Annotated in this window: 22 protein-coding genes and 2 pseudogenes; 7 read left to right on the top strand and 17 right to left on the bottom strand. The window is 59.3% G+C overall.

Annotated elements, in window-relative coordinates; translation table 11 throughout:
* Positions 1 to 87 precede the first annotated feature (87 nt).
* The gene (locus tag F6X42_RS18740) at positions 88 to 939 is read right to left on the bottom strand and encodes an H-NS family nucleoid-associated regulatory protein (RefSeq protein ID WP_187635648.1); all 852 of its coding nucleotides are present in this window, start codon (positions 937 to 939) and stop codon (positions 88 to 90) included.
* 711 nt (positions 940 to 1,650) lie between these two features.
* Entirely contained in the window at positions 1,651 to 2,241 is a 591-nt protein-coding gene (locus tag F6X42_RS18735) for a hypothetical protein (RefSeq protein ID WP_187635647.1), read from the bottom strand.
* 672 nt (positions 2,242 to 2,913) lie between these two features.
* Between F6X42_RS18735 and F6X42_RS18730 the strand changes: the two genes are divergently transcribed.
* Positions 2,914 to 3,393 (top strand): HU family DNA-binding protein, encoded by a 480-nt coding sequence (locus tag F6X42_RS18730; protein ID WP_187635646.1) that lies wholly within the window; start codon positions 2,914 to 2,916, stop codon positions 3,391 to 3,393.
* Positions 3,394 to 3,650: 257 nt separating this feature from the next.
* Here the strand turns inward: F6X42_RS18730 and F6X42_RS18725 are convergent, their stop codons facing one another.
* From F6X42_RS18725 to F6X42_RS46605, 10 genes are all read right to left on the bottom strand, one after another.
* On the bottom strand, positions 3,651 to 4,124 hold the full coding sequence (locus F6X42_RS18725; RefSeq protein WP_187635645.1) for a hypothetical protein: 474 nt from the start codon (positions 4,122 to 4,124) through the stop codon (positions 3,651 to 3,653).
* A gap of 103 nt (positions 4,125 to 4,227) precedes the next feature.
* Positions 4,228 to 4,848 (bottom strand): rhomboid family intramembrane serine protease, encoded by a 621-nt coding sequence (locus F6X42_RS18720; protein ID WP_187635644.1) that lies wholly within the window; start codon positions 4,846 to 4,848, stop codon positions 4,228 to 4,230.
* A 2-nt stretch (positions 4,849 to 4,850) separates the two neighbouring features.
* The gene (locus F6X42_RS18715; protein WP_187635643.1) at positions 4,851 to 5,216 is read right to left on the bottom strand and encodes a hypothetical protein; all 366 of its coding nucleotides are present in this window, start codon (positions 5,214 to 5,216) and stop codon (positions 4,851 to 4,853) included.
* A 155-nt stretch (positions 5,217 to 5,371) separates the two neighbouring features.
* The gene (locus tag F6X42_RS18710; protein WP_187635642.1) at positions 5,372 to 5,983 is read right to left on the bottom strand and encodes an NUDIX hydrolase; all 612 of its coding nucleotides are present in this window, start codon (positions 5,981 to 5,983) and stop codon (positions 5,372 to 5,374) included.
* Positions 5,984 to 6,073: 90 nt separating this feature from the next.
* The gene (locus F6X42_RS18705; RefSeq protein ID WP_187635641.1) at positions 6,074 to 6,217 is read right to left on the bottom strand and encodes a hypothetical protein; all 144 of its coding nucleotides are present in this window, start codon (positions 6,215 to 6,217) and stop codon (positions 6,074 to 6,076) included.
* A gap of 1,220 nt (positions 6,218 to 7,437) precedes the next feature.
* Entirely contained in the window at positions 7,438 to 7,890 is a 453-nt protein-coding gene (locus F6X42_RS45305) for a class I adenylate-forming enzyme family protein (RefSeq protein ID WP_281393993.1), read from the bottom strand.
* A gap of 31 nt (positions 7,891 to 7,921) precedes the next feature.
* Positions 7,922 to 8,971, bottom strand: coding sequence for a class I adenylate-forming enzyme family protein (locus F6X42_RS18700; protein ID WP_281393992.1), 1,050 nt, complete (start codon positions 8,969 to 8,971; stop codon positions 7,922 to 7,924).
* 5 nt (positions 8,972 to 8,976) lie between these two features.
* Complete coding sequence (locus F6X42_RS18695) at positions 8,977 to 9,711, bottom strand: CoA-transferase subunit beta (RefSeq protein ID WP_187635640.1); 735 nt, start codon at positions 9,709 to 9,711, stop codon at positions 8,977 to 8,979.
* A complete protein-coding gene (locus F6X42_RS18690; protein WP_187635639.1) occupies positions 9,704 to 10,537 on the bottom strand; it encodes a CoA transferase subunit A in 834 nt (277 codons plus the stop codon). Before F6X42_RS18690 ends, F6X42_RS18695 begins: the two co-directional genes overlap by 8 nt.
* 392 nt (positions 10,538 to 10,929) lie before the next feature.
* Positions 10,930 to 11,187 carry a DUF4148 domain-containing protein gene (locus tag F6X42_RS46605; RefSeq protein ID WP_187635638.1) on the bottom strand — a complete coding sequence of 86 codons (258 nt, stop codon included), beginning with the start codon at positions 11,185 to 11,187 and terminating at the stop codon, positions 10,930 to 10,932.
* A 1,178-nt stretch (positions 11,188 to 12,365) separates the two neighbouring features.
* On the opposite strand from F6X42_RS46605, the gene F6X42_RS44065 reads away from it, so the two are divergent.
* The 4 genes from F6X42_RS44065 to F6X42_RS44050 all read left to right on the top strand — a co-directional run bounded on the left by F6X42_RS44065 (position 12,366) and on the right by F6X42_RS44050 (position 15,063).
* Entirely contained in the window at positions 12,366 to 13,787 is a 1,422-nt protein-coding gene (locus F6X42_RS44065) for a hypothetical protein (RefSeq protein ID WP_246530135.1), read from the top strand.
* 112 nt (positions 13,788 to 13,899) lie between these two features.
* Positions 13,900 to 14,184 (top strand): hypothetical protein, encoded by a 285-nt coding sequence (locus F6X42_RS44060; RefSeq protein ID WP_246530134.1) that lies wholly within the window; start codon positions 13,900 to 13,902, stop codon positions 14,182 to 14,184.
* A gap of 11 nt (positions 14,185 to 14,195) precedes the next feature.
* Entirely contained in the window at positions 14,196 to 14,699 is a 504-nt protein-coding gene (locus tag F6X42_RS44055) for a hypothetical protein (protein ID WP_246530133.1), read from the top strand.
* The gene (locus tag F6X42_RS44050) at positions 14,680 to 15,063 is read left to right on the top strand and encodes a citrate synthase family protein (protein ID WP_246530132.1); all 384 of its coding nucleotides are present in this window, start codon (positions 14,680 to 14,682) and stop codon (positions 15,061 to 15,063) included. Before F6X42_RS44055 ends, F6X42_RS44050 begins: the two co-directional genes overlap by 20 nt.
* A 102-nt stretch (positions 15,064 to 15,165) precedes the next feature.
* Here the strand turns inward: F6X42_RS44050 and F6X42_RS45920 are convergent, their stop codons facing one another.
* Positions 15,166 to 15,408 carry an RNA 2'-phosphotransferase gene (locus F6X42_RS45920; RefSeq protein WP_187635682.1) on the bottom strand — a complete coding sequence of 81 codons (243 nt, stop codon included), beginning with the start codon at positions 15,406 to 15,408 and terminating at the stop codon, positions 15,166 to 15,168.
* Positions 15,409 to 15,934: 526 nt separating this feature from the next.
* On the opposite strand from F6X42_RS45920, the pseudogene F6X42_RS45915 reads away from it, so the two are divergent.
* Both F6X42_RS45915 and F6X42_RS18670 read left to right on the top strand, forming a co-directional pair.
* Positions 15,935 to 16,111, top strand: a pseudogene (locus F6X42_RS45915) (efflux RND transporter periplasmic adaptor subunit); the annotation flags it as partial.
* 80 nt (positions 16,112 to 16,191) lie between these two features.
* Complete coding sequence (locus F6X42_RS18670; protein WP_187635637.1) at positions 16,192 to 17,313, top strand: hypothetical protein; 1,122 nt, start codon at positions 16,192 to 16,194, stop codon at positions 17,311 to 17,313.
* Between the two features lie 112 nt (positions 17,314 to 17,425).
* On the opposite strand, the pseudogene F6X42_RS18665 reads toward F6X42_RS18670, so the two are convergent.
* The 4 genes and pseudogenes from F6X42_RS18665 to F6X42_RS18650 all read right to left on the bottom strand — a co-directional run.
* Positions 17,426 to 17,613, bottom strand: a pseudogene (locus F6X42_RS18665) (integrase core domain-containing protein); the annotation flags it as partial.
* A gap of 967 nt (positions 17,614 to 18,580) precedes the next feature.
* Positions 18,581 to 20,605 carry a site-specific integrase gene (locus F6X42_RS18660; protein WP_187635636.1) on the bottom strand — a complete coding sequence of 675 codons (2,025 nt, stop codon included), beginning with the start codon at positions 20,603 to 20,605 and terminating at the stop codon, positions 18,581 to 18,583.
* 1,067 nt (positions 20,606 to 21,672) lie between these two features.
* Entirely contained in the window at positions 21,673 to 22,209 is a 537-nt protein-coding gene (locus tag F6X42_RS18655) for a helix-turn-helix domain-containing protein (RefSeq protein WP_187635635.1), read from the bottom strand.
* Between the two features lie 257 nt (positions 22,210 to 22,466).
* Positions 22,467 to 22,733: a hypothetical protein gene (locus F6X42_RS18650; RefSeq protein ID WP_187635634.1), complete on the bottom strand. Its 267-nt coding sequence runs from the start codon at positions 22,731 to 22,733 to the stop codon at positions 22,467 to 22,469.
* Between the last annotated feature and the right edge of the window lie 477 nt (positions 22,734 to 23,210).

Below are 23,210 nucleotides of genomic sequence, written 5' to 3'. Positions count from 1 at the left end.
TCTCGGTCACGCGAGTCTTCAACTACGGGGCGACCTGATACCAGCTGGATAAGCGGGTCCCTCTGGCGTCACTTGCCAAGCGCTCGGTTACGCGCTCAATTCAACCGAAGCTTTCGGCACGGCGCTAGAATCGGCATTCGCAGCAACCACTTTGACCGCAACAGTCTTCTTGGCAGCCACCTTCGTCACGACCGGACGCTTCGTCGGCGAGGCGACTGCCTTCTTCGCTGCAACCTTTTTGCTGGCAGGAGACTTGGTCGCGACGGCCTTCTTGGGAACGACTACCTTCTTCTCTGCCGAAATTTTGTTGCCAACAACCTTCTTCGCGGCAGGCGTCTTGAAACCTGCCTTCGGCTTGCTCGTCACAGGTTTCGCAGCGTCGGCACCCGCACCATCAATCAGAGACTTCGCCCTGTCTTTAGCGCCAGACAGCCACGCCGGCGCCGGCCCACGACCGCTCCAAGTCGCACCGGACTTCGCGTCGCGATACTTAGCCGGCTGCGGACCTTTCGGCTGACCCGTGCCAGGCGCGGCGCTGACTGACGACGAGACCTTCTTGCCCGCAGGCTTGGCCTTCTTCGCACTTGCCACGCCTGCAGCGACGACTGCATCGGCACCACCCTCAATCAGGAATTTGCTGCGGTCTTTCGCGTTCGCAATCCAACCCGGAGCGCGTCCGTGTCCGGACCATGTAGCCCCTGTCTTCGGGTCCTGATATTTCGCTGCGGACGGCTTGGCGATGACCGCAGATTTAGCTGCGGCTTTCGGTCCGCGTTTCTTGTCGCCAACATGCGCGTCAAGGTCAGCTGTCGTCAGGCCGTGCGTTGACATCAACTCGCGAATCTTTTCGATAACAGCGCTCGACTTCTTCGCGATGAGTGCGTCTGCTTGGTTCTGCAGTTTTTGGATTTTTGCTTGCAAGGATTCCAGGGGCGTCATTCGCACCTCCGTAGTTGAGATGCCGGCACTATGCCATGCGCAAGATGCAGTGCGCTACTTCTAGTTGGATGGCCGAATAGATAACCGAACATTCCTTAGTGGTTTCTCGGCGCGCCATCACTCTTTTTTCGACGTCTGACGAGCGCGCCGCATCCAATCGCAACAAGCAAGACTGTCATCAGACCCGCGCTCATGCCGGTCGTACTGCGGGAGTCGCTCGGACTCGAAGCAGCAGAAGCGACCGTAGGCGAAGAGGCCTGCGTCGCAACCGGCTGCGGAACCGCTACGTCGGCGGCACTGCCTTGGCGAACGAGCGAGGCTTCCGACGTTGGGGAGGCCTTCCGCTTGTTCCTCAAGGAGCTCGCTTCCTTATTCTTTATAGGAAAAGAGCCTCCCTTAATATCCAGAAGACTCTTTTTTAGAAGCTGTAGGTAGGGCGGTTTAACTGTCGGGGCTGGCGGTAGCCGTCTTCAGCGTGCTGAAGTGCCTTGGTCTGCGACAGTCGCAGCGCCCAGTTCAGTGCTGCGACTTCGTCGCCTATCAGACGGCTGCAGGCGGTCTGAATGTCGTACGTCGTACAGACCTTGAGTTCCTCTCTGAGCGGCCGTTCGCGCAGCTCGGCGACTGCGTCGTCCAGCGCCGTGTACTCGCTTTCCTTATAGATAGGGACCCGGGCTCGCGGCGGGTCGGACGGCCGACTCGTTGGGTTCGTTACTTCTTCCGGCTTTCCATGGCATCCACGGTGCAACTGATGAACCAAGCGAGGGCTGGCGCCATTTCAGCCAGTGAGACTGAGGCCACCCGGAAAGTCGCGTCATCCATAACCGGCGCCGGTCGCGCTCTGTCCTCGCGCGAGTAAGCTTCGAACAGAACACCTGTTCGCGCAACTGAGACGAGCGCAAAAGCTGCTTTCTTTACCCGATGCGTGTCAGGGTTCGCGCCCGGCGAAGGTTCGTCAATCGACTGGAGCGAATGGATAAGTTCCCGCAGCGAATTGTGCAAGCGCCACGCGTTGTACAAAGGATGGTGAATCACGAACAGAAAACGGTGTCGACTGGCGCCCGAAAGCGTGCCCGCCGCGCTCTCCGTCTCCAGGTACTTCTGCTCCTGCGGCGGGACAATCTCGACATGCTCGTCGATGAACTGGGCGCTGCGGACGCTTTGGGCGACGGTGTCGCGCTGGAACTCCGCGCACTTCGCCGGACCGATGCTAGTGTCGTCCTCTTCTGGGGCCACCGGCGCTGCAAGGGTGTCGCACGACACGAACACCAACAGCAGCACCCCCGCGATTAACTGCCACATGCTCATCCTCCCTCGATAGGACTCCGTCCATCGATAACGGTCGAGCGGCGTTCGGTTGGTCCGTTCCCCTGCGCCATCGCAGCGACTCGCGTCCAGCCGGTTACGCCACCAACCTTCATCACGTCGGGCATGAGGTGGTCCAACTCGCAAGCGTCTATTGCGGTGGCGAAGCAGCCGGAGCAATCGAAGGCGCCGCTGGAAGTATGGGGTGGGACGGGCATGGGAAGCCGGACAGCCCGAACGTTTATACCGTGATTTCGTCCGTCGCCGTCATTTCCGTCTCCATCGTGTCTGCCGCGTTGGCGGGCGGGCAAACACAGCCACGCTATTTCAAGGATAAGAAGCCGTGTCGAAACGTCAAGCTAAAGCGCGCCGCAGGTGACATCTGACTGCCAGAGAGCAGGTCGGTTCGATGGTTCGGCCATCACTAAGGTCCCACTCGAAGCCACGGTCCGTAGGATTTCACTGGCCGAATGTCCCTAAAGCAAAGTACAGGTCACCGCTTTATTAACTTCTACGCCAAAAATCCCTTGGTTCAGGGCCTCAGACGTTGCGTCTTCATGCCGGTGTTGTTACGCTGGCGCCCAACCCGAGGATTTGTACCTATGCGTTAGTCGGTGACGGTGCAAAGGCAAAGGTCTTGGGCAAACTTTGACTAGACACGAGGAATTTATGGCAACAACAGCTACGAAGAAAGCCGCCGCTCCGGCTACGAAGAAAGCCGCCGCTCCGGCAACGAAGAAAGCCGCCGCTCCGGTTACGAAGAAAGCGGCAGCACCGGCCAGCAAGAAAGCTGCTGCACCGGTTGCGAAGAAGTCTGCTGCGGCTGCTCCCCTGAAACCTATCAAGGACTCTTTCACGAAGGCATCGCTGACGATTCATCTGGCAGAGCGCTCAGGCGTCGAACCCAAGGCGGCAAAGGCGTTGATGGCGGCGCTTGAAGAAACGGTGCTCGCATCGATTCACAAGAAGGGCGCGAAAGAGTTCACGCTCCCCGGCCTGCTGAAGGTTGTCGCGCAAGACGTACCCGCCAAGAAAAAGCGCTTCGGCAAGGACCCGTTCACGGGTGAAGACAAATGGTTCGCGGCGAAGCCCGCTTCGGTGCGGCTTAAGGTGCGCCCGCTGAAGAAGCTGAAGGACGCCGCACTGTAAGCGAAAGTGCTCTGACGTGATAGCGCCCCTCGCGACCAAAATCCGAGGGGCGTTTTTATTTGCGACGCACGACGTCGGCGTAGCAATTGGATAGCGCGTCGTTTTGTGAGTGAACCGGTTCTGGTTGAGCGCCCGCCATTTCCTTCTGAAGGACCAGCTCGCGCGTGAGTATGACGCACGACACTTCTCGTCCGGGCCGAAAGCCTCACTACGGTGCGACGGCATTCGACGGCGGCAAGCCTGGCGATGAAAAGCCTTCAGGCCAGCTCTTTAACCTGTCGCGTCGCCCGCTCCGAACCAAGAAGACCCTCAAGTACCCGGGCCTCAGCTTTCGCGATGTCGTTGAGGGAAGCAGCGTTGAGTTGCTCACTGAATACAGCAAGAGCGGTGGATAATGGCAAGTAATCTGCATCACAGACACGCCACCCACCGCTTGCGCGCTCTTCGGCGTTGATACGCATGAGTGCGGCTTGTGCCGATTCAATGTCGCCCGCCGCGCTTGCCCGATGACCGAGCCGTCCGAGTTCTTCCGCAATCAGCAGGGTTCGACCAAGCGTTGAAAACAGGTCGCGTGAGCCGTGTCCCCGTCGGAAAGCATCCAGTGCAATGTAGCACCGCAGAAGCATCGCCTGCGTCACGGACTCGAGCGAAGCGTGGCTGTGAGTCAGCGCGCGCAGTAAAGATGACATAGCCGGGCGGCCGTGTTTTTGAGAGCGAATTTTGCGGTTCACGTTCAGTTATCTGGTTGCGTGGTACACGGGCAATATGTTGAGCTAGATGCACGAAAAGCAAGATGGCTGCGCTCAATGTGTGAATGCGACCGAGATTGCTGCGTCATAAGAGTCGTGCACGGCTCCGCGCCGTCGCGCGCGCGGCAAGGATGCCACCCAGCGCACCGCCGAGATGGCTTTGCCACGATACACCAGGGTAGAGCGGCATCGGGCCGAACAGCATCGTCAGCCCGTAGCTGCCCGCGACGAAGAGTGCCACCAGCATTGCGAGAATGTGCCGGGTGTAGAAGCCCCGGGCGACCAGGTAGCCGGCGTAGCCGAACACCAGGCCGCTTGCGCCGATGTGCGCCGTGTAGGGCGCACCAAACCCCCAGGCGCACAGTCCCGCGCCCAGCATCGCCCCGATGGTCGCTTGCCAGAAGTTGTCGATGCGCGGCCACATGCACAGCCAGCCGAGAATAAGGAGGCCGCTCGTGTTGGCTATCAGGTGCACCAGGCTTGCGTGCAGCCACGGGGCAAACAGGATGCCCTGTAGCCCGCCAAGCGTGCGCGGCACTACGCCGTGCCGGTTCAGATGCAGGAACGGCAGTGCAGCGGACAGGAAAAAGACCAGCCACATGGAGCCGACAAAGGCAGCCAGAAGCAGGACGCGCGCCCTGAGCTGTGCGAGGAGCGAGCCCCCGGCGGAAGTCGCGCCGGCGAGCCGTATCGAGTCTTGCGCCATTACTAGTTACTCCGAACGGTAGCGTGAACCTTGCGCACGAACTGGGTGAGTTGCGTCTCGTCGAAGTGGTGCATGTCGCGCGAGACATCGGTGAGTGTCGCGCTCGTATTGCATTCAGCAAACTCGGCAAACTTCAATGCAAATCCGGCGTGACCATCGAGTTGTTGGTAAATACTGAAAGCTAGCCACATAAGCAGGCCGCCAACTATCCAAACCGGGGGGCGCTCCGGTGTAGCCAGGAATTGCTCCAATAGACCGCTGGAGTTCCGGCGAGCGTGACAAATGTTGTGGGTCACCGCAGTCAGCGAGAGTGTGTCGTAGTGGCGATGCATGCTCGTCGCCTCCCGGTAGACGTCTTCGATATTCATTCTTTGTCAGGGCGAAGGTGCATACGGCGGGAAGTTTTGCTGACAAAGAGTCGTTAAAACATAGCGAGCCGACACGAACAAGGCGTTGAGAGCAGGCCTGTGCTGCCGTGGTCGCCAACGACTTTGCCCCTCGCCAGGACAGCCGACTCACATGTCTAGTCGAACTCGACATCGCCGCAACGACGCAGTTCATCCAGCCGACGCAGCTGTTCCGGCAAAACACGCCCCAGCGATAGCGTCGGCAAAGCGTCAAGCCCAAAGAAATCGGCGCCATCCGTCTCGCCGCCCACCAACTCGCCCGAGGCTACAATCTCGCCGAGGAACACCAGTTTCCAGATGTGAAACAACGATGGTGGATGCGAGTGTCGTTGCATGTCCCACACTGCGAGCAGCCGAGTGATGTGCACAATATAGCCGCTTTCTTCGCGAACCTCTCGCGCAGCGTTTTCGGCAGGCGTCGCTCCCACGTCCGCCCATCCGCCGGGCAACGACCACAGTCCCTCTGCTGCTTCCCGTACAAGAAGTATGCGGCCCGTTTCGTCAAACACTGCGCATCGAACGTCGACCTTGGGATTCGCGTACCCTTCTTCCTTGGAGAAGAGTACCGCGACTTCCTGGGTGCTCATGTCGGCAATTTCCGCGAGTTGCGCGTGAGCGATGTTCGCTATCTCGCGGTAGCGTTCGGTATCGAACGGCCCAGTCGAATAGTGGAGCCCAGTCTGCGCAAGAGCGAGCAAGCGCCGAGCTTGCTCGAGTCGTCGAGTCATCAATTGGACACCCCTTCCGTTGGAGGTTTCGGTCGTCGTATCCGACGGGCCTAGGGCAACGGCAACAGTACGTGTCGGGCAGGGGAACTCTCACGCAGCCAACCGGTGTTCGTAGTAAGCGCGGTCCGTCATCGGCGACCAGGGGAGCATGTCAGCGGCCGCCACCATGTCCGCCTCCACCGCCATGTCCGCCTCCACCGCCGTGTCCACCTCCACCGCCGTGTCCACCTCCATGTCCGGCCTCATGTCCGCCGTGCCATCCACCGTGCCAATGGTCGCTGTGCCAGCGATAGCCGCCCCAGCCACCGCAGCCGCCCCACATACTGCAGCTATCGTACCCCGACCCGTAGAAGGGATAGCCGTACGCTGAATCGTATGGCTGGGCGTCTCCATATCCTGGTGCGACCGCGCAACCACCCAGGCACGCTGCCGCGCCGAGCAACGCAATTAACTTAAACACGATTTTCTCTTGAATGATGCGGGAGACAAGACACGTAGCGGGAGCGGGGAGCAACGCGAGTGGTTGCGACAGCAGAGACCGTCGAAAGCGCTCTGGTGTTTCCTTGCTGCGGTGGCTGGGCGGTTGAGGCCGTCGCATTGGAAGTCGGTGGGCTGGCGCGGGTCGCGGACGGTAACGTGGTCGAAACGAGGGATTCCGGGCGGTTGTGGTTGCCATCGGCAAATACGGACGTGGCGCGCGTTGCAGCAATAAGCGCAGCGGCAATAGCTTGGGGCTGCATATGCTCCTCCAGAGCGGGGCGGAATCGATAAGATTTGATTCCGAACGGTGTCCATTCTGGAGAATGAAATCTGGACGAGCGGTGACGCAGAAATTACTTTTTAGACATCTGAACGACGTGCCCGTCAAATCATTCATGTTTTCCACTGCCGACGCGCGAGCAAGGCGGTTTCAAGTCGAGGCGCAACGCAGCGCTCCCGTAGAAAACGGCTTACCCCGCGAGGGCAAACCGTTTGTCGGCATTACCGGGCTAGGGTACGACGTGGACCATCATTGGCCCGATTGTTGGAAGGCACTATCCGTTTTACCCAATCGCTCAATTTTCGATGTTGCGCGCAAAAGCGAGAGCTGACCGCCCGAAGAGTTATATCAAATTATCTGGACCTGCATAGATATCCGTGCGCCGAAAGGTTAATCACCCAAAGTGGAGTTCCTCGCAAGCGGCGCAGTCGCCACTGCACGCCGGACGGTGCTCGTCGCCACATTACGTGCAGGAGAGACGCCGCCGCATCGACCTTTCAACCGGCAAGCACTAACGCCCGGAGAAGAGGAGGACTCCTACTGGATATCGGCAGAAGCTGTCGCGAAGCTTCTGGACTTCTCGCTTTCGAACGTTTTCATCCCCAAGATGAACGTGTTGAACGAATCGCCATTCGTTACATGCTCTTGACTCACCTCGCATCTCTCCGGTCATGGCATTCCTTCACGAACGCATTTACGCGGCGGCGACCTGAAGCGTGCCGCTTCGCACAAGGCTGCAAACAGATTTGCGGTCAACCTTGCCGACGGCTGTCTCGGGCAGAGCATTCACGAAATAGACGTCCTTGGGAACGTAAATCCTCGACAACCGGCGACGAACAGCAGCCAGGATGTCCTCGGCCTGCACGTCGGCACCGCTCTCTGTGACGACGACGGCGACCGGAACCTCGCCCAAATCTTCGTCCGGCACGCCTACAACACAACATGCGCGAACGTGTGCTTCGCTCACGATGACGCTCTCAATAAGCAACGGTGACAAAGTTTCGCCACCACGGATAATGACGTCCTTGATTCGCCCCGTCACATACAGGTAGCAATCATCGTCGAAATGTCCGAGGTCGCCATTACGAAGCCACCCACCGCTAACCGTGCGTGCCGTTGTGTCGTCTGCGCCCACATAGCCAGTCATCAGGCTTTTGCCAGCGATGCAAATCTCGCCCTCAACCCCCGGGGGCACCTGTCATAGTGCCGTCAGCCTCCCGCAACCGAACGGATTGCCCTCGCAGCACGGTCCCGACCGAGCCGATTCGACGCGCGCCTGGTGGATTCATCGTGCTCGTGCAGGTGGCTTCCGATAAGCCATATGAAATCAAAAGCGGACATCCGAGCTTCTCTTCGACTTCCCGGTGCAGAGTTTCCGTAATCGGCGCTGAGCCACAGCGCACGAATCGAAGTGAAGCGAGCGACGTCGCACTGAATGTTTGAGACAGCATCCGCGAGTACATCGTCGGGACGCCCGTCATGATTGTGGGGTGGTGTCGCTCCATCAACGCCGGCATATCTTCGGCCCGAGAACGCTGAGAAAATATGACGACTGCGCCCGCTAGCAAAGGCGCGAACAACTGGTTGTTCACGCCGTTGGTATGGTAGATGGGCATGACATGCAGCAATCGGTCTTGAACCGAGAGCCCCGTGTGTTCGATTACGCCAAGCGCGTTGTTCAGAAGTGCTGCTTGAGTCAATTGAACTGCTTTCGGGCGCCCCGTGCTCCCCGAAGTGAAAAGCAATAGCGCCGGTGAGTGCGGGTCGACAGTGCGGGCCGGCACAACGCTTGTGGGAGCGCTAAGAACCGAGAAATCAACAGTCACGGCCGGCGTCTTGAGAGACTTCACGAGGTCGCTGTTTTCGGTATCAAAAGTCAACCACTTCGCACGAACCAAACCGAGTCGCTCGTCAATTTCCTCTGGCGGCAATTTCGGCTCAAACACGCAGGGACACAAGCCGGCCCGGATAGCGGCAAGCAACAGCACGACTGCCTCAATGGAGCGTCCCATGGCAATCGCGAGCACTTCGCCCTGCATGGCGCCTCGCGCCCGCAGGCTTGCTGCGACCGTCCCGGTCCAATCTGAGAGCTCACCATACGAGAGCAACCGACCGCTATCGTCCAGTGCCGGCAGGGACTTCACTTGGTGTTCGGTCCAGTAGATTTCGAACGCTTCCGCAAGGCTTTGCGGTTTGCGAGAGAATTCAAGAATCGTTGGCGTATGCATGCTTCTTACCTTAGTCGTACTGCCGCATCGCGTTCAAATTGCCCGTTTGCGTCGAGTGCCTGGAGCGCATCACGCTCACGGGCGCTTGGCGGGTGCGTTGGTCCCGCGCCGGTCGAATCGAATTCAAAACCGGTTCGCGCGCGCACTTCTTCGAGGCTCGATTCCGCATGCCACGACAGGAGCGCTAACCTGTCATTGCGTTTGACGAAGACCGCAATCGGCGTCACCACTCCATGCATACCGCCCCACGATGTGACAAAGTCCAGCTTATCCACCATCGTGCGACGAGAGTGCTCGGTGCGCCACGTACAGGCGCGGCGCGCTGTCGGCAACATAACAGCGCCGCCGCCGCCGCCCGGCAGTCGCACCTTCGGGTGAGCCCAGTCCCCGATACATGAGTTGTTTGCACAGCCGCTTCCGTCCAACTGCGCTGCCCCAAGGAACGTCAGGTCCATACCCCCGCGGGTGCATAAGTCGTAGAAGTCCTCATTCGAGAAAATCGAGGCGGACCCTTCAGCAAGCACTGGGTCAGAGCTTGAAATTGGAATTGAAGACGGCGTTGGGTCGACCCCACCCGCGACATTGATGTAGACAAAATTCCAGTCGTATGCGCGTTTGGCCATTAGACAGGCGAGCATCGGCAGCGTCGAGTTGACCCCGCTGAAGGTAATCTCGTTCGGTCGGATGAACCGGGCAAGATTCGTGACGATATAAGAGAAGCCCGACCATTGTTCACGCATGTTGCCTGCTCCTTGCCTCGGGCGCTGCCGCCAGATGTGCCTCAAGTGCTCCTGATTCCGATGAGAGATACGCCTCGACCCCCGGATAGTCGATTGCATAGCTGGGCCAGCACGAACCCGGCCACGCGCCATTCGGTACAACGGCAAAGGCTTCAACCATGAAGTACGGAATCACTGACAATTCCGGTTGCTCCGAAAAATCTGCATCGGAGATTTCTTCGGCGATAACGAGAACGCTTTTGGCAGCGCGGCTCATAATGCGGTCCCAGTGATAGGTTCCGGCAATTCGCACGTTGCCCTGGCTGTCAACACTGCTGGCGTGAATAACCGCAAAGTCTGGAGAGATAGCGGGAATGACCCATGTCTTTACGCCGCTACCGTACGGGTCCTCAATGCACGTCCAGTTGTTGATTCGTGTGAGTTCACTTCCGTGCAGGCCGCCGCAAGGTTGGAAAGGCACGCCGAATGCCGCTGCACGCAACCCTGCCGTCAAACTTGCACATGCATGCTCTTCAAGCTTTAGAGCACCGGCCTCGACTGCCTGCCGGTAATACGGAGCAAGACCGAAGTTACCCTCCATGGCGACAATGCCGCAACGGGCACGGGTCGCAACGCCCGCCCGACACAGAATATCGATGTCGTAGCCCGGCGACTGTTTGATGACCTCAATGTCACGCTTTTTCTGCCGAATCAGCTCCCGCACAAACGCGAAAGGTCCACGATGCAGAAAGCTGCCACCCAGTCCAAGGGACGCGCCATCCGGCACACGCGCGACAAGGTCCACCAGGGACACGCACTTGTTCTTGTCAGGAAATCCGGAACTCATGCTGGCTCCTTCTGAAGGGTTGGACTCAGTTCCCGTTTCGCAGGGTTCCGATAGGCGCGAACACGCATCCTCGCTGCGCGGCTGCAGTACCGGAGCCGCGTTTCCGCGACAACGCAGTCCCCAGGCATTCCCCGGGAAAAGCCGGCGGTAGAAGATGAGCAAGCATGCGAACATTGCCGGCGGTGGAGTGGGTGCGGTCGCAAGGCTTAATCCGTCCGACGTCGCCGCCACCATTTCCCCCATGCCCTTCATCGCTATTCTCAGGCCTTCGGTTTCGCGCTCGTCGTCTGCGTTCTCGCGGCAGCGTCCCTGACCTTTTCCAGGACCGCATATGAAAGTTGACGACCAGGATGGGACGCCTCAAACCCGACCAGTGCGAGCAGGCACCGTGCTTATTGACCCCCATACTCCGCGTTTATGCGGTCAAGTTCGCCCGATTTGCACGCTTGCAGCAACTCCTGCTTGACCTGGGCTCGGGTCTTTCCCGTTGGAGCGCCAGCGTCACTCCTCGTGGCGGGCACACCACCCAACGAGTCTGTCGAAGACACGGTGGGATTTGTGGGCTGCGTTGCAGGCGCCATATTTTGCGCGTGGGCATATCCGAATGCGAGAACACCGGTGATAGCTACCGCGACTTTGAGCGGTTTCATATCCATGTACTCCACAACGTTCGATTGGTTTGGCTTCTTGAACCGACCACCAGAGCCGGTATTTCAAATACGGTCTCCTGGGACTATCACGTTACGGGCAAAGCGGTCGGACGATAAGCCGTGGCATGACACTCCCCGGCTGCGCTCTGACTTGATTGCCGAAAAAAACGTCGCATTGAGGCCTCGGCTGACCCACCTACCGCTTAAAACGAGACGCGGGCAACAACGACTCGCGGCCAATCAAGGTGGTATCCAGATTTCCGCATGCGGGTCAAGCTGGCATCGGCGACCTCAGGCGTGGCTAGCTGCCCTCATAGATATCGCAGGACAGGCCCACCGTGCACGGGGCACCGTTTCTGGCTTTGCCGCTGCCGCTGCTTCCGCCGGGCTGGGGTCCGTATCCCAGGTCAGGCGTGCGGTCCATAGTCGTGGCCGGCTGAGCAGTTGTCATGGGCTGCTGGGCAGACGACGGGTCAGTTGTGCCCGACGGTTGCATTTGCTGCGAGTGGGCGGCGCCGGTCGCAGCGAGCAGGGATACCGCGCTGACTACAGCTAAAAGTTGCACTTTCATCTCGTCATCTCTTTTCATCAACGGGTTGCGAATACCACGACCCCGGAATAACAAGGGGATTGGCATCCCCACGAGCGCGCGATGGTTGCATTAGACCTTTTCTCGCTCGTTGCTGATTCTTGCTTCGCTCCACCAAATGCCATACAGCGTCGTCTCCGACGCCGTTTAGCCGAGCAAATGCGAAGTTGGCTTGTTGCACCGTTTGTGCTCAAAGCCGGACTTATTCGATGACTACCTGGGTAATGACGCGAGGCTGGTACCGGGCGGGGCAGAAGGGTGCGCAATAAGTGCGCTGGCGACAGGACGTTGTACGCCCATTGACCAATAAGACCGCTGCTGCGTCTATGTTATAGAACGCAAAGGTCGTGATTGACAGCGGAATCGACAATCGGCAAATCGGCGGCGACAGTCGCGCCTGGCCGCTCGCACTGCCATCGGAACCGGCGACACACCTGTCGCCCATGCATCCAGCTGCCCGAGGCCCCCGTAGATGCAGTCAAGGCAGCGCACCGCCGGTCATGTCGGCTTTCACGATGAATACGACGCCGTCAGAAAGTCGTCGGCGACGTGGACTGCCTGAGCATCTCATCGACTGAGGAGAATCATTATGTACAAGCAGGGCATTGGCGATTTTAAATACTTCGTGGAATTTAGTTCGTTATCCCAAGTTGCAACAAAGGACGACCGCGTTTGCGTGCTCAACATTCTGGGCGGCGAGTCGAGCGATGTCACGCCCGTCGGTCATGCCTATTCCGGTGGCAATGTGGTGTTTGGCACGGCTCCGGGAAAGCGCGGCCAGGTACTGGAAACGGCACTTGGAAGCGTGCCGGTCTACAACAACGTTCTCGAAGGACTGAACGATGGCCACCGGTTCAACTGCGGCGTCATCTACCTCCCTCCTTCCGCTGCACGGGACGGTGTGGCCGAGCTTATCCGCGTCAACCCGGAACTGAAGAAGATATTCATCGTCACCGAAAAGCTGGCAGTCAGTGACTCGCGCGAAATCCGCGCGATGGGTCAGTCCAACGGCATCGACATTTTTGGCGGCAACAGCCTCGGCGTAGCTGACGCCTGGAACCAGGTGCGTATCGGCGGAGCGCTGGGCGGCGACAATCCTGAAGAGGCATTGCGACGCGGCTCAATTGCATTGTTCTCGAACTCGCGCAACTTCACAACGACCATTGCAACCTACCTGCGGATGGCCGGATGGGGTACGACAACAGCCATTTCAAGTGGCAAAGACGTCTACATTCAATTCGCGGCGCCCGAGTTCGCTGCGGCCCTGGCAAACGACGCGCGAAGCAAGGCGGCCGTTCTTTATGTCGAACCTGGCGGATACTATGAGCTCGACGCCAACTTCACGAAACCGGTGGTTGCGTGCGTCGTGGGGCGCTGGAAGGCGAAGCTGACCCGCGCAGTGGGACACGCGGGTGCCATGTCTGGTGGTGCAGACGACGCTGTATCAAAAGAACAGTGGTTCCTCGATAAATTCGGGGTATCGAGCGTGTTCACACCGGACAATCCGGAAGTGTCGGCAAAGGGCGCGCTTGTCACGAACATCGCGCACATACCCGCCGCTCTGACGGCTGTGATGCGTGAAAACGCCTGTCGGCCCGATTTCGAGCCTGAGGGCAACCTTGCTTTGAAGCCGTGGTTCAGCAGTCACCGCGGATTGAGCCTGCCGAAGGTGCTGGATTTGCCAGTCGTGCAGGCCGCTGCCCCATACGATGCCCAGATTGCCGCGCTCGACAAACAGGTTGGAGCTGTACCACCGCGACAGTCGATGAAGGATGCTTCTGGCGCGTCGCAGATGGACCCGAAGTCGCAGGTGACCAGTCTGTACGGTGTTTCGATGCTTGATGCGGCGCAGTACCCCCTTGAGACAAACGTAAGCCTCGCGCTGCTGCACGAACCCGGCGGGATGCGACCGCGCGCTAATCAATGTCGCTGTGAGTGCGTTCCTGAACCTGTATGGACATCCCGCACTCGTGGCTGCGCAGGCTGCGCGAGATGCTGGGAACGCACCTAACACCGTCCTTGCAGCGGCGGCGAGCATCGTCGGGCCGCGAGGGCAAGCCGGGCCCCGCCAGGCGGTCCGCGCTCTCATCGACGCTTTTGCCACGGTGAAGCTCGAGAACGCGATGGACGAGAGTTTCGACTTTTCGCGCGCCGAAGTCACCGACCTCAACCTGTTCGTCGGCAGTGAACCGGATTTGCGGGCCCGCGCAATCCTGGCGGGACTCAAAGCGCGCGACGTGAAGTCGACATTCGTGCAATATGTTGAAAGCCTGCCCGGCGAGCCAACTACCGATGGCGTACTGGCAGCGATTTGCGCGACGTTCGCATGGGACCGCTCATGCGCAAACGCATTTCACGCCTCTCGGCAGAGAGCCTTCCGTGGTGGATTCAACGGTTCGGCTCCCTGATAGGCGCCTCGGTGTCCGCGGACCAGCACGGTCCGGACAGCTTCTGCGGCGTCGAAACGAAGACAGTCCTGGAGGAGCGTTCGCTTGGTGAAACCGCCTTCAGCGCGTTGTTTGGATTGTCGCCAGGCACGAGCGACTTGTTTTCCTTCCAATTGCTGGTCGGTCTGCTGCTGTCAAATGGACCCGGAACGATTTCCGCGCAGGGTGCAAAAGGTGCGGTCTCTGCCGATGGTCCCGAAGACCCCGAGCGCGTCCAACTCAACAAGGCGTTAATCGGCTTCCTGACGCACAGTGATTACACACACGGTGGCAATGGATTTGAGGGAATTGCGTTTCTGCTAGACCAGTTCGCGGATAGCGGACTGACTGACCCGGGCAATCCTGCGCACGGGCTGGATTTGAAAAGCACTAGCGATGACGTACGTCGAAAGTTACGCCAAATACAAATCGAGCAAGAAAACGAGCGGCAGCCTGGACATCCAGAAAATCCCTGGCGTGAATCACCCGGTGTTTAAAGATAAACCCGTCAATCACGACCCGCGTGAAATGTTCGTGCGGCAGTTGTTCGCCGAGCGCGACGAATACAACATCTTCCACGACTTTTACCGGACGTTGGTCCAAAGCCTGTTCGACGCGGGGGTTTCGCGAAACGTATACTGCGTCAACGTCGATGCGGTGATTGCCGCGTTACTGCTCAAGATGCTCTGGCAGCCGTATCGTGACGGAACGTATTCGCGCAACGCTTTGGAGACGGCCGCCTTTACCATCTTTCTTTACCCCCGCATGCTCGGTTGCGCGACTGAAATCGATGACCATACGAATCGCGGTCGAAATATGGATACGCGTACATCGGCGTCGGAGTGCCGTTTCGTAGCGTAGGAGGCTGACCCAGCGGCGCTAGACGTCCTTCTGCGCTGCCGGGGCTCAGCTCACGCTTTTTGATGCATAGCGTTGCGAGATATTTAATTCGAGCACACACATTCATGATTTCGGCCCACGCCCATGCCCATGCGACCCAAGCGGAACGAGGTATGCAGCTGGTACTACCTCAGTAAGCCAAACTCCGTTGTCCGAGCGGCGGAAATCGAACCCCTCAGTACGCATCCGAGCCGCGTCCACGACTAATACCAGCGGCTGGCCGTGGCGAGCACCTAGCCGTGTCGGCGGCCTGCGACCTGCGACCTGCGGCCGGCACAGGGCGGCACTCGTTGGCGTACATACCATCCGCAGTAATCTGCGCCAGACAGCAGAGAGGGCGGGAAATGTACGCTCATATTCAACAGCGGAAGCGCATTCGTGCACGGGTGGTCACTCGCGGCGAGTCGCTTCGTTCGGTGGCACAGGCCGAAGGCATCAGCCGTAATACCGCACGCAAAATGGTCAGATACGAACTGCCCCCAGGCTATAGGCGAACGGCAAATTTCAGTCAACCCCCGGTGTGCACTCGCGGCGTGCTGGGTCACGGACGGCGGTATTGAGCATCTTGCGCTCGCTCCCGGCACAAGAGGCTAATGGACTTCTGTCGCTACTGTTTCGCGATTGACAGGCGGAGAGCCTTGGAGAAACTGCGAGATGTCGTCTGTGTTGTCGCCAACGCCAGTTTGAACCGGATACCGAACTTCGGCTGGACCACGAGAGCGGCCCGCGAATCGTTGCTGCTGGAACCTTTTCCTAATTGGAAGACACGTTCAGTCCGATGTCGGTATGTGGGTCGATATTGTGTCGGCGTCAACATCGGTCACAGTCGGCAGATACCGGCGACGATACCGAGGTGAGCAGCGGCCTGACGGAAGGCCAGCAGGTCGTCGCTTCAGGCCAGTTCCTGATTGACTCGGAAGCCAGCCTGAAATCAGTCCTGCCACGGCTGGAAGGCAGCTCAGGCACTGGTCCAGGCGCTCCCGCACCCGCGTCCTCACAGGTTCCAACGAGGAGCAGGCTGACCAAGGATAAAACCCGGTGATATAGGGTTGACGCGCCAACCGGGCGCGCGACCTTAGGATGGCAATTATGTACGAATATGCAGACCTCTCCCTCCGGGAGATTGATGACCTTCTCGCGACGGCAACGGAAGCCGCATTCGCCGCGCTTCAACAGACGTGGGAATGCGACACTGGGTTATTCTGGAAAACCATTGACGCAGACGACCTGTTCATCTGGCTGTGCGAAGACCACCCTAAACTGGCCGCCAGCATCTGGCGCTGGGGGCTCCAGGAAGAGTTTGGCAAGCGCATCGCGGCGGCTGGGGAGCTGATGCGAGATGCCGAGCGAATAGTTCGCGAGATGGACGACGCGTTGATAACGTCCGTCGCGTGCGCATCGCCAGACGCGCAAAAGCATTCCCTCTACGCGTGTATCGAGGAACGGGGCGGATACTCGGACGACCACTGCGTATACTTCGAGCCTGAGCCTGCCGATTACTATGCGCCAGAAGCGCCGGGACTCGACGGTTCGTGGCGAGGCGGCGGGCCGGGATACGGCGCACGAGCTACCGCTACGGTAGCGCGCGAAGCCCTCAGGATTATCTTAGGCCGGTACGAACGAGTGATTGCTGCCGGCCAGCGAAATGGTAAGCCGCTTAGCCAGTCGTGGGCGACGAACGAAAGTTGCCCAGTAATTGACGAGATTCGCTGCGGGCTGACTCCTGCCACCACTTTTTATGTCTTGGCAGAATGCTCGCTTCCAAGCTCTTTGCGCGGCAGGACAAGCGAGCGGAGGTGCTTGGCCGCGCGCGTCTCCGACCAGTGGCTCGACCATCCAGAGCTGCTCGCAAAACCGGGATGCCTTACCTACCATGCGGTTAAGCAGTCGCGCAGCCCGATTCCGTTGGACGTGTGGGGTCTTTCGAACAATGCATTGTGGCTTGACGCCAGTGCCGCGCTCGAACCGATTCGCCGGTGCAGGACAACGCTGCCGGTACTTTATGTCGGCAGCACGACATGTAGACTGGTGAATCACAACTTCGCACACTGGGCGGAGCTGAGCCGGGTGACCGGGGGGCAGACTAATACCATGAGTTCGCCTCACAGCGCCGAAGTTATTGACGAAAACGCGCGGCGAACAGTGCTGCCCGACGGCACCGTACTGCTGCCCTCCTTGAAGCGAAATCTGGCCGACTTGTCCAGCTCCTGATACGCGCGAGGCGCCCGCGCAACCAAACGCTCGCCGAACGCTGGAAAGAGCTGCGCGGGAACGCTGACCTGCCCCCTTCGATAGGGCCGAGGGGCTTCTAGCAAAGTCCCGTTCAAACGTGCTCCTGAACTGCAGGAGCAACCGCTGTTGCCCGGTGCCTCGCGGCGAACTCCGCGGGCGACTGATAGTTCAATGCGCTGTGCGGTCGCGCCTCGCTGTAGTGCTGGCGCCGTGCCGCGATGACGCCCGGGCATGGGCGAGCGTCGTAAATCAGTGCTCGTTAAGGCACTCCTCCCGAAAGCCGCAAAGCACATGCTTGCCTGCACAATTGCGGGTTGTTCCGGCGTCTATGCCGTCATCAGCTGTACTGGGCAGAAGGTCATGTGCGCTGCGCACAGGGGTACAGTCCGGCTATCTTCGTCCCCGAGCCTTTGCATTGACTTTGCTGTCGCGGCAAAGTCAGATGCCGCTCAGTAAAGGACAGGTTCGCGAAAAACTGACCAAGAATAGTGTGGCACAAAACCATCACGTGCGAGATGCGAAGCCGCTGGGCGAATGAGGCCAATATTTGACAGCATGCCTGATGTCATTCGGAAAGACGACTGCAGGGGACGGTCCATAGACATGCGCCGGGAATCCGGATGTCTTGCCTGCACCACGACCGCCGAGCTGTAAGCGGTAACGAATCCTTGTCCGCGCGACGGATAACTGTCTGCCGTAATGTCTCGCGTCGTGCGCCCGTTTAAAGCCGAAAGCTACACGAGTAGTTATCAACCCTTTCGCCCGTAGGCCGGACGCACGTAACGAATCTCCGAACACCAGTCTCCAAAACCGGAGTCGCCGGGTTTTTTTCGAAGCTATCGCCAAATGGTGGTCGTGCAATCCAGCCGCGCCAGCTCGGTGCGATATCCCCGCTTGTCGAAGTCACCCTGCCTCGCATCTATGCGAATCGTGGCATTGACAGAATTTCTCTTGCAGGCCCGTGCCTCCTCTGGTTAGCGAATATCTCGCTGCGGCACCGATATATGATGCAGTCTGCACACACGGCGTTGCCGAGCCAACGTTGTTCGCTTTCCTGTGGCTGTGTTCCTTAGTTGCGGTTTCCATCTTAGCGGTAGAGGTTGCGGTCAGAGCGGCTTGGCATTGCGAAAACATCCGCGCCTCCTGCGCGCGCGGCGAACCAGGCTGAAGCGCAGCGGCGTCCATGCAGAGAAGATTTTCAGGGCGGCTCCGGCTGCGCCGCCGCGCGAGGGGCGGCGGAGGCGAACTAGTTGTCCCGGTCGGCGCGAATGTCTGCGAGCTCCTGCATGGCCTGAGCGACACCGGCGTGCAACGTGCGCAGCCCATCGTCCACTTTCATATGCGCGTACGCCTTGATAACCGTCTCCAGCTTATCGTGGAGTAGTTGCGCCACCGTCATGTAGTCTTGCGGATGGCGTTTCAGATGGTCCGTCGCGACAATGTGCCGGAAGGCATGCGCACCGAAGCCACCGTCCGTCTCTTCGATATAGCGTGCCGTAACAACCTTGATGCGCTTGGTGATGTTGTCCGCGTTCCAGTTGCCCGCCGACTCGAGGCCCAACGCACGGTAGCCGGCTCCCCGATTTGGTCCCGCTACCACCGGCAGGAAAACATAATCACTCTCGGCGCCGACCAGGTGAGGCCGCGCTTCCGCGAGATAGCGACGAATCCACGGCGACACGGACGGTTCGATGGCGGTGTCATAGGGCTCCGACGCAGCACCTTTCTCATTCTTGAAGTCGCTCGGGTCGAACCGCAGGCGCCACTGCCCGTCAGCCGATTGGTAGAGATTCGGTCGGTGCCCGCGATACCGCATGATGCTGAAGTGACTGACGCGCAATGGGTTGCTAATCAACATCTTGCACAGCAGCACGTCGCGAATCCAGGCGGCGTAGTCGCGGTGATGCGATTGCGGTGGCTCGTCCGCTTCGAGGTCACGGACAAATTTCACCAACACCTTCAGGGGAAAGTCGCTCCCAAGGACCTGTTCAATAGGGCGGGTCGGCTCCCGCGAGCAGCGCGCTGGCGACTGGGCGGCCAGCGACCGTTCGAGCACGAGCAGCTCCCGATGGGCTTTTTCGCAGTACGCCTGCCAGGAGGTATCGCGAGACGTACCTTGTGTGATGGCGACCGCCTGCGGCTCGCCTGCTGCCGCCAGGTCGCAGACGAGTTCGGGATGCAGCCAGACGTAGCCGGTTTGAGGTCGCAGGTGCGAGCGGACGTTGTTCAGGAAGGTCACGACTCCATGATGGGTGGCGTTGCCAGCCCGGCGCCGCAGAAACTGCACATACGATTTGACGTGAGCGGGCACCGCCAGCCACGCCAGCGTATTGGCATATTTAACGTCGACCTCGCTCCTGCCGAAAAGAGGCGAGGCGAGATAGCCCAGGTATTGGCCCAAGAACGCCCAATGGCCGCCTGCGGTGGCGCAGACAAGGCCGTCGCACAGCATTGACCAGTTGACCCGAAAGCCCACCCGGTGGAGCGGCTTGGTGCGCCAGCTGTTACGTGCGGTTGCGCCTTCCCGGGTGATGTCGGTCTTGAAGCGAATCAGGTCGAGCCACTGCTGTTCAAGACGCGGGGTCGGCCGCAGCGCCGGACAGACCAATGCCGCGCGTGACTTTTGCAGTGTGCGCGACGATGAACCCGAATCCGCTGGCGCGTCGCTAAGCTGCCGCTCGTAACGCTCCCGTCGGCGCTGGGGCAGGCGTTTCACCAATGTACTGTCAGGCAGGCCGAGTGCGCCTTCGAGCGCGCTCAGGCTCGCGAGGGTCGTGATGCGTTGCGGCGTGCCGTTGCCGGACATCCAGTATGTGAGCGAGTCGGCGGAAATTCCGGACAGCCGGCCAAGGTGCGCCAGCGTCGCACCGCTCCGGCTGACTGCACAGGCTAACGCATCGCAGAATGACGCCGGCAGCAGGTCATCAATAGCCAGCGAATCGAACAGCCGCTTTAGGACAAGAATCTGTTCCTGGCGGTCTTTCTGGGTGCGCGCCGACACGCTGGCTGCTATTACGTCTTCGTAGTGTCGGAAACTCGTCGAGAACTCGGCGTGGAACTCGTCGCCAATGCGGTCTAGCTTGTTGAGGTTTAGCGCGCGTAGCCAGCCGTGGAGGGCGGACGCGATATTGGCGATGCGCTGCGCGTTCCAGCCATCGCGCGCGAGCTGCATGCGGACCTGCGTTTCGAACTCGGCGTACGTCAGTTGAACCGGGGCGTTCGCTGTGGCGGCCGGTCGGGGGACTGGTGCGTGGTGGGGGAGCGAAGTCATGGTGCGGCTCCGCGCAATAACGGCTGCGTTATGCATTTTTTAACGGCTGATAGTCCGGCAACCCGCGCCAGCGAACAAACTTGGTGCATGAGGCTGTTGCGAATCTGGTTGATGAAGTACGGGACAACTGCCGTTATGGTGCTCAGCAGTCTCACGCAGCGGGTCGGTCGGCGGGGCGGAGGATTTTTGTTCGCGCCGTGACGGCCTCACACGTATAGCGAGTCGAAGAGCGTTTTTAGACGGGGCGTACGTCGCTTTTGCCCACATCGAATAGTTTCGTATACGTCGTCGGCTACCGGCGGGCTGCGTTGCTTTACCACCCTCGCTATCATTGGCGACACGTGGCGCCGGGTCAATTTGATGACGGGTTCCGACGGGAACCGTCTATTGGGCCTCGCTTGTATTGCTGGCACTGGCGAAAACCCATCACTTCGTGTGTGGGGAGATACGGTGACGTAGCGCTGACGCGGCCCGAGGAGTCAAATGCCACGCAGCGGCTACTGGCACGTCTCCGGATGCCTGAAATCAAGTCTGACCTCGCGGCCGCGCTGTCACGAAAGAATGCCGCTCCCGGTCGGGTGAAACCGGTCACCGGCAGTATTCAATGCGCCGATGTGACGGCGCCAAGTTTTCGCTGCTCATGGAGCCAGTGGTTCACGGCATTCTTCCGCCATCTGAGTAGGCCGAAGGCGGCAGTGTGCAGTGGTGGCGGAATCCGCGACGGGCAGTGCCGCAAGCGCGCTCGAAGCGTGCGTTCCGAGACGCCGAGTACGGCGCATAGTTCAAGAAAGTCGAGGTAGTCTGACATGACGGTTCGCAGCTGTGACGCGATTTTGTCCTAACGAGACCTTCTTCCGTGCAAGAGCGCCAGCATGGTCGCACTTAGCGTCAGCCATCTGGACACGAGTCTGTTGCCGTGCCTTGTCCGGCCCCCCTTTATGAACTGCATCGTTATTTTTGTACGTTGGTGATTGTGTTTCGTCGCTCAAGCGATTCGCGCTGCACCTTCGCTTGTCGCGGTGAGGAGCGGCGGCTGAACCTTCACGCGAAAACGGGCGGTGCGTCACTTATTGGTCTGAGCCGGCAGATGATACAGACCTTGCCCGGCGAACCATCTTTTGCATATCTCGTTCAGCATCGCTTTCGGTGAGCGGGCTGAGTAGGCGCGTCACATCGACACCAAGCACTTTTGCAATTCGCTCAAGGTCCCCAATACTGGGGTTGACTCGTTGATGCTCGAGGTTCCCAACGTACGTGCGGAAATGGCCTGACGCGATTGAGAGAGACTCCTGACTTAGCGCAAGTCCCACACGAAGTCGATTGACATTCTTGGCGATGCGGGCACTTGATTCATCCTTCGCCGGTCTCTGCTCGCTCGTCGGACGACAAAGTAGAAGGTCAAGCACATCGACATTCAAAGCCTTTGCCAACTGTTCGAGATTCGACAGTCTCGGGTTGCTGGCGCCGCGTTCCATTGCAGCCAACGTCGGGCGCGAGACGCCCGACGCGCGGGCGAGCACGTCTTGGGATACTCGTCTGTGTTCTCGCAATTCTCTCAGTCGGCCGGCGAGCTGGTCGGCGACGGCAATCGGTGACTTGTGCATAGCCGGGCAAGCATTCCCGACATCCGCTTTTTTTTCTAGATAGTTACGAAAAGCACGCTTGATTTTAACACGCTACAAACTATACAATCCGACCGCGCGAGCGCGTGCAAGGGAAGTTGCTGTAAGGCCTCGGTCTAACAACGATAGACGTGCGGTTAGCGTTGTTTCGAGCGAAAGGTTGAGAACGCCTCACGGACCGGCTTGGCCTAGCGAGCGTCCTATATGGACCCTCGATGACCGCAAATCCGAAAAGGCGGTCAGATGCGGGATTGTCCGGTACTGGCCACCAACGGCGGGACGGCGAAATCAGCGTCGACCCTGCTCCCTTCCATCGGTCGAAGGACCGAATCGTTTTCGTGCATCAGGTTGTTTGCGCGGCTGCCGCGCGCGTCACTCTCTTCGCCGCGCGGATAGCCCTTTACCGTCGGCGGCTCGATTCGGCTCGGAAATATTTTTTGTAAAGCAGGAAAAAAACGCAATGTGCAGTAAAGAAACGTCTTCACCGAAAACCGGAAGCGCGCCACAAGCGCTTTCTTTGACTGTCTCTTTCGTTCCGGAGCCACGGGTCGCCGAAATACGCTATCGTGAATCGGATGGCAGTGAAAGCTCAACGATTGAACTCGACGACGCATCCTTCCGTCATTGGCACGCGGGACACGAGGCGGAATTTGTGAGTTCAGAAAGTCTCCCGTTTTCCGGATTCGAGCAGTTCGCAATTGACCTATATCGGGCCGTTGCTGCCCGGAACGACAAGCGATATTCAAAGTGGGATGACCCAGTGCTCTTGTCTATGCAGTTGTGTTTTTTGGAACCAGAGTCTGACAGAGCTCGTGTGGCAGCTATCCGGTACCTCGAGCGCGACGGGGGAATCACGCTGGCGTCGGAGATTGACCCGGAGCATTTCGGCCTTCGGTTTGCGTCCGGTGAAGCGTATTGTCCGCCGGAGCGTTGGGCGTTCTGCGCGAGCGACGACGTGTACTCTTTTGCCATGAAGCTTTACG

The sequence above is a fragment of the Paraburkholderia podalyriae genome, assembly GCF_014397785.1.
Lineage (GTDB): Bacteria > Pseudomonadota > Gammaproteobacteria > Burkholderiales > Burkholderiaceae > Paraburkholderia > Paraburkholderia podalyriae.
Note: the sequence above shows the minus strand (reverse complement) of the source record. Positions and strands in the feature narration are given on the sequence as shown.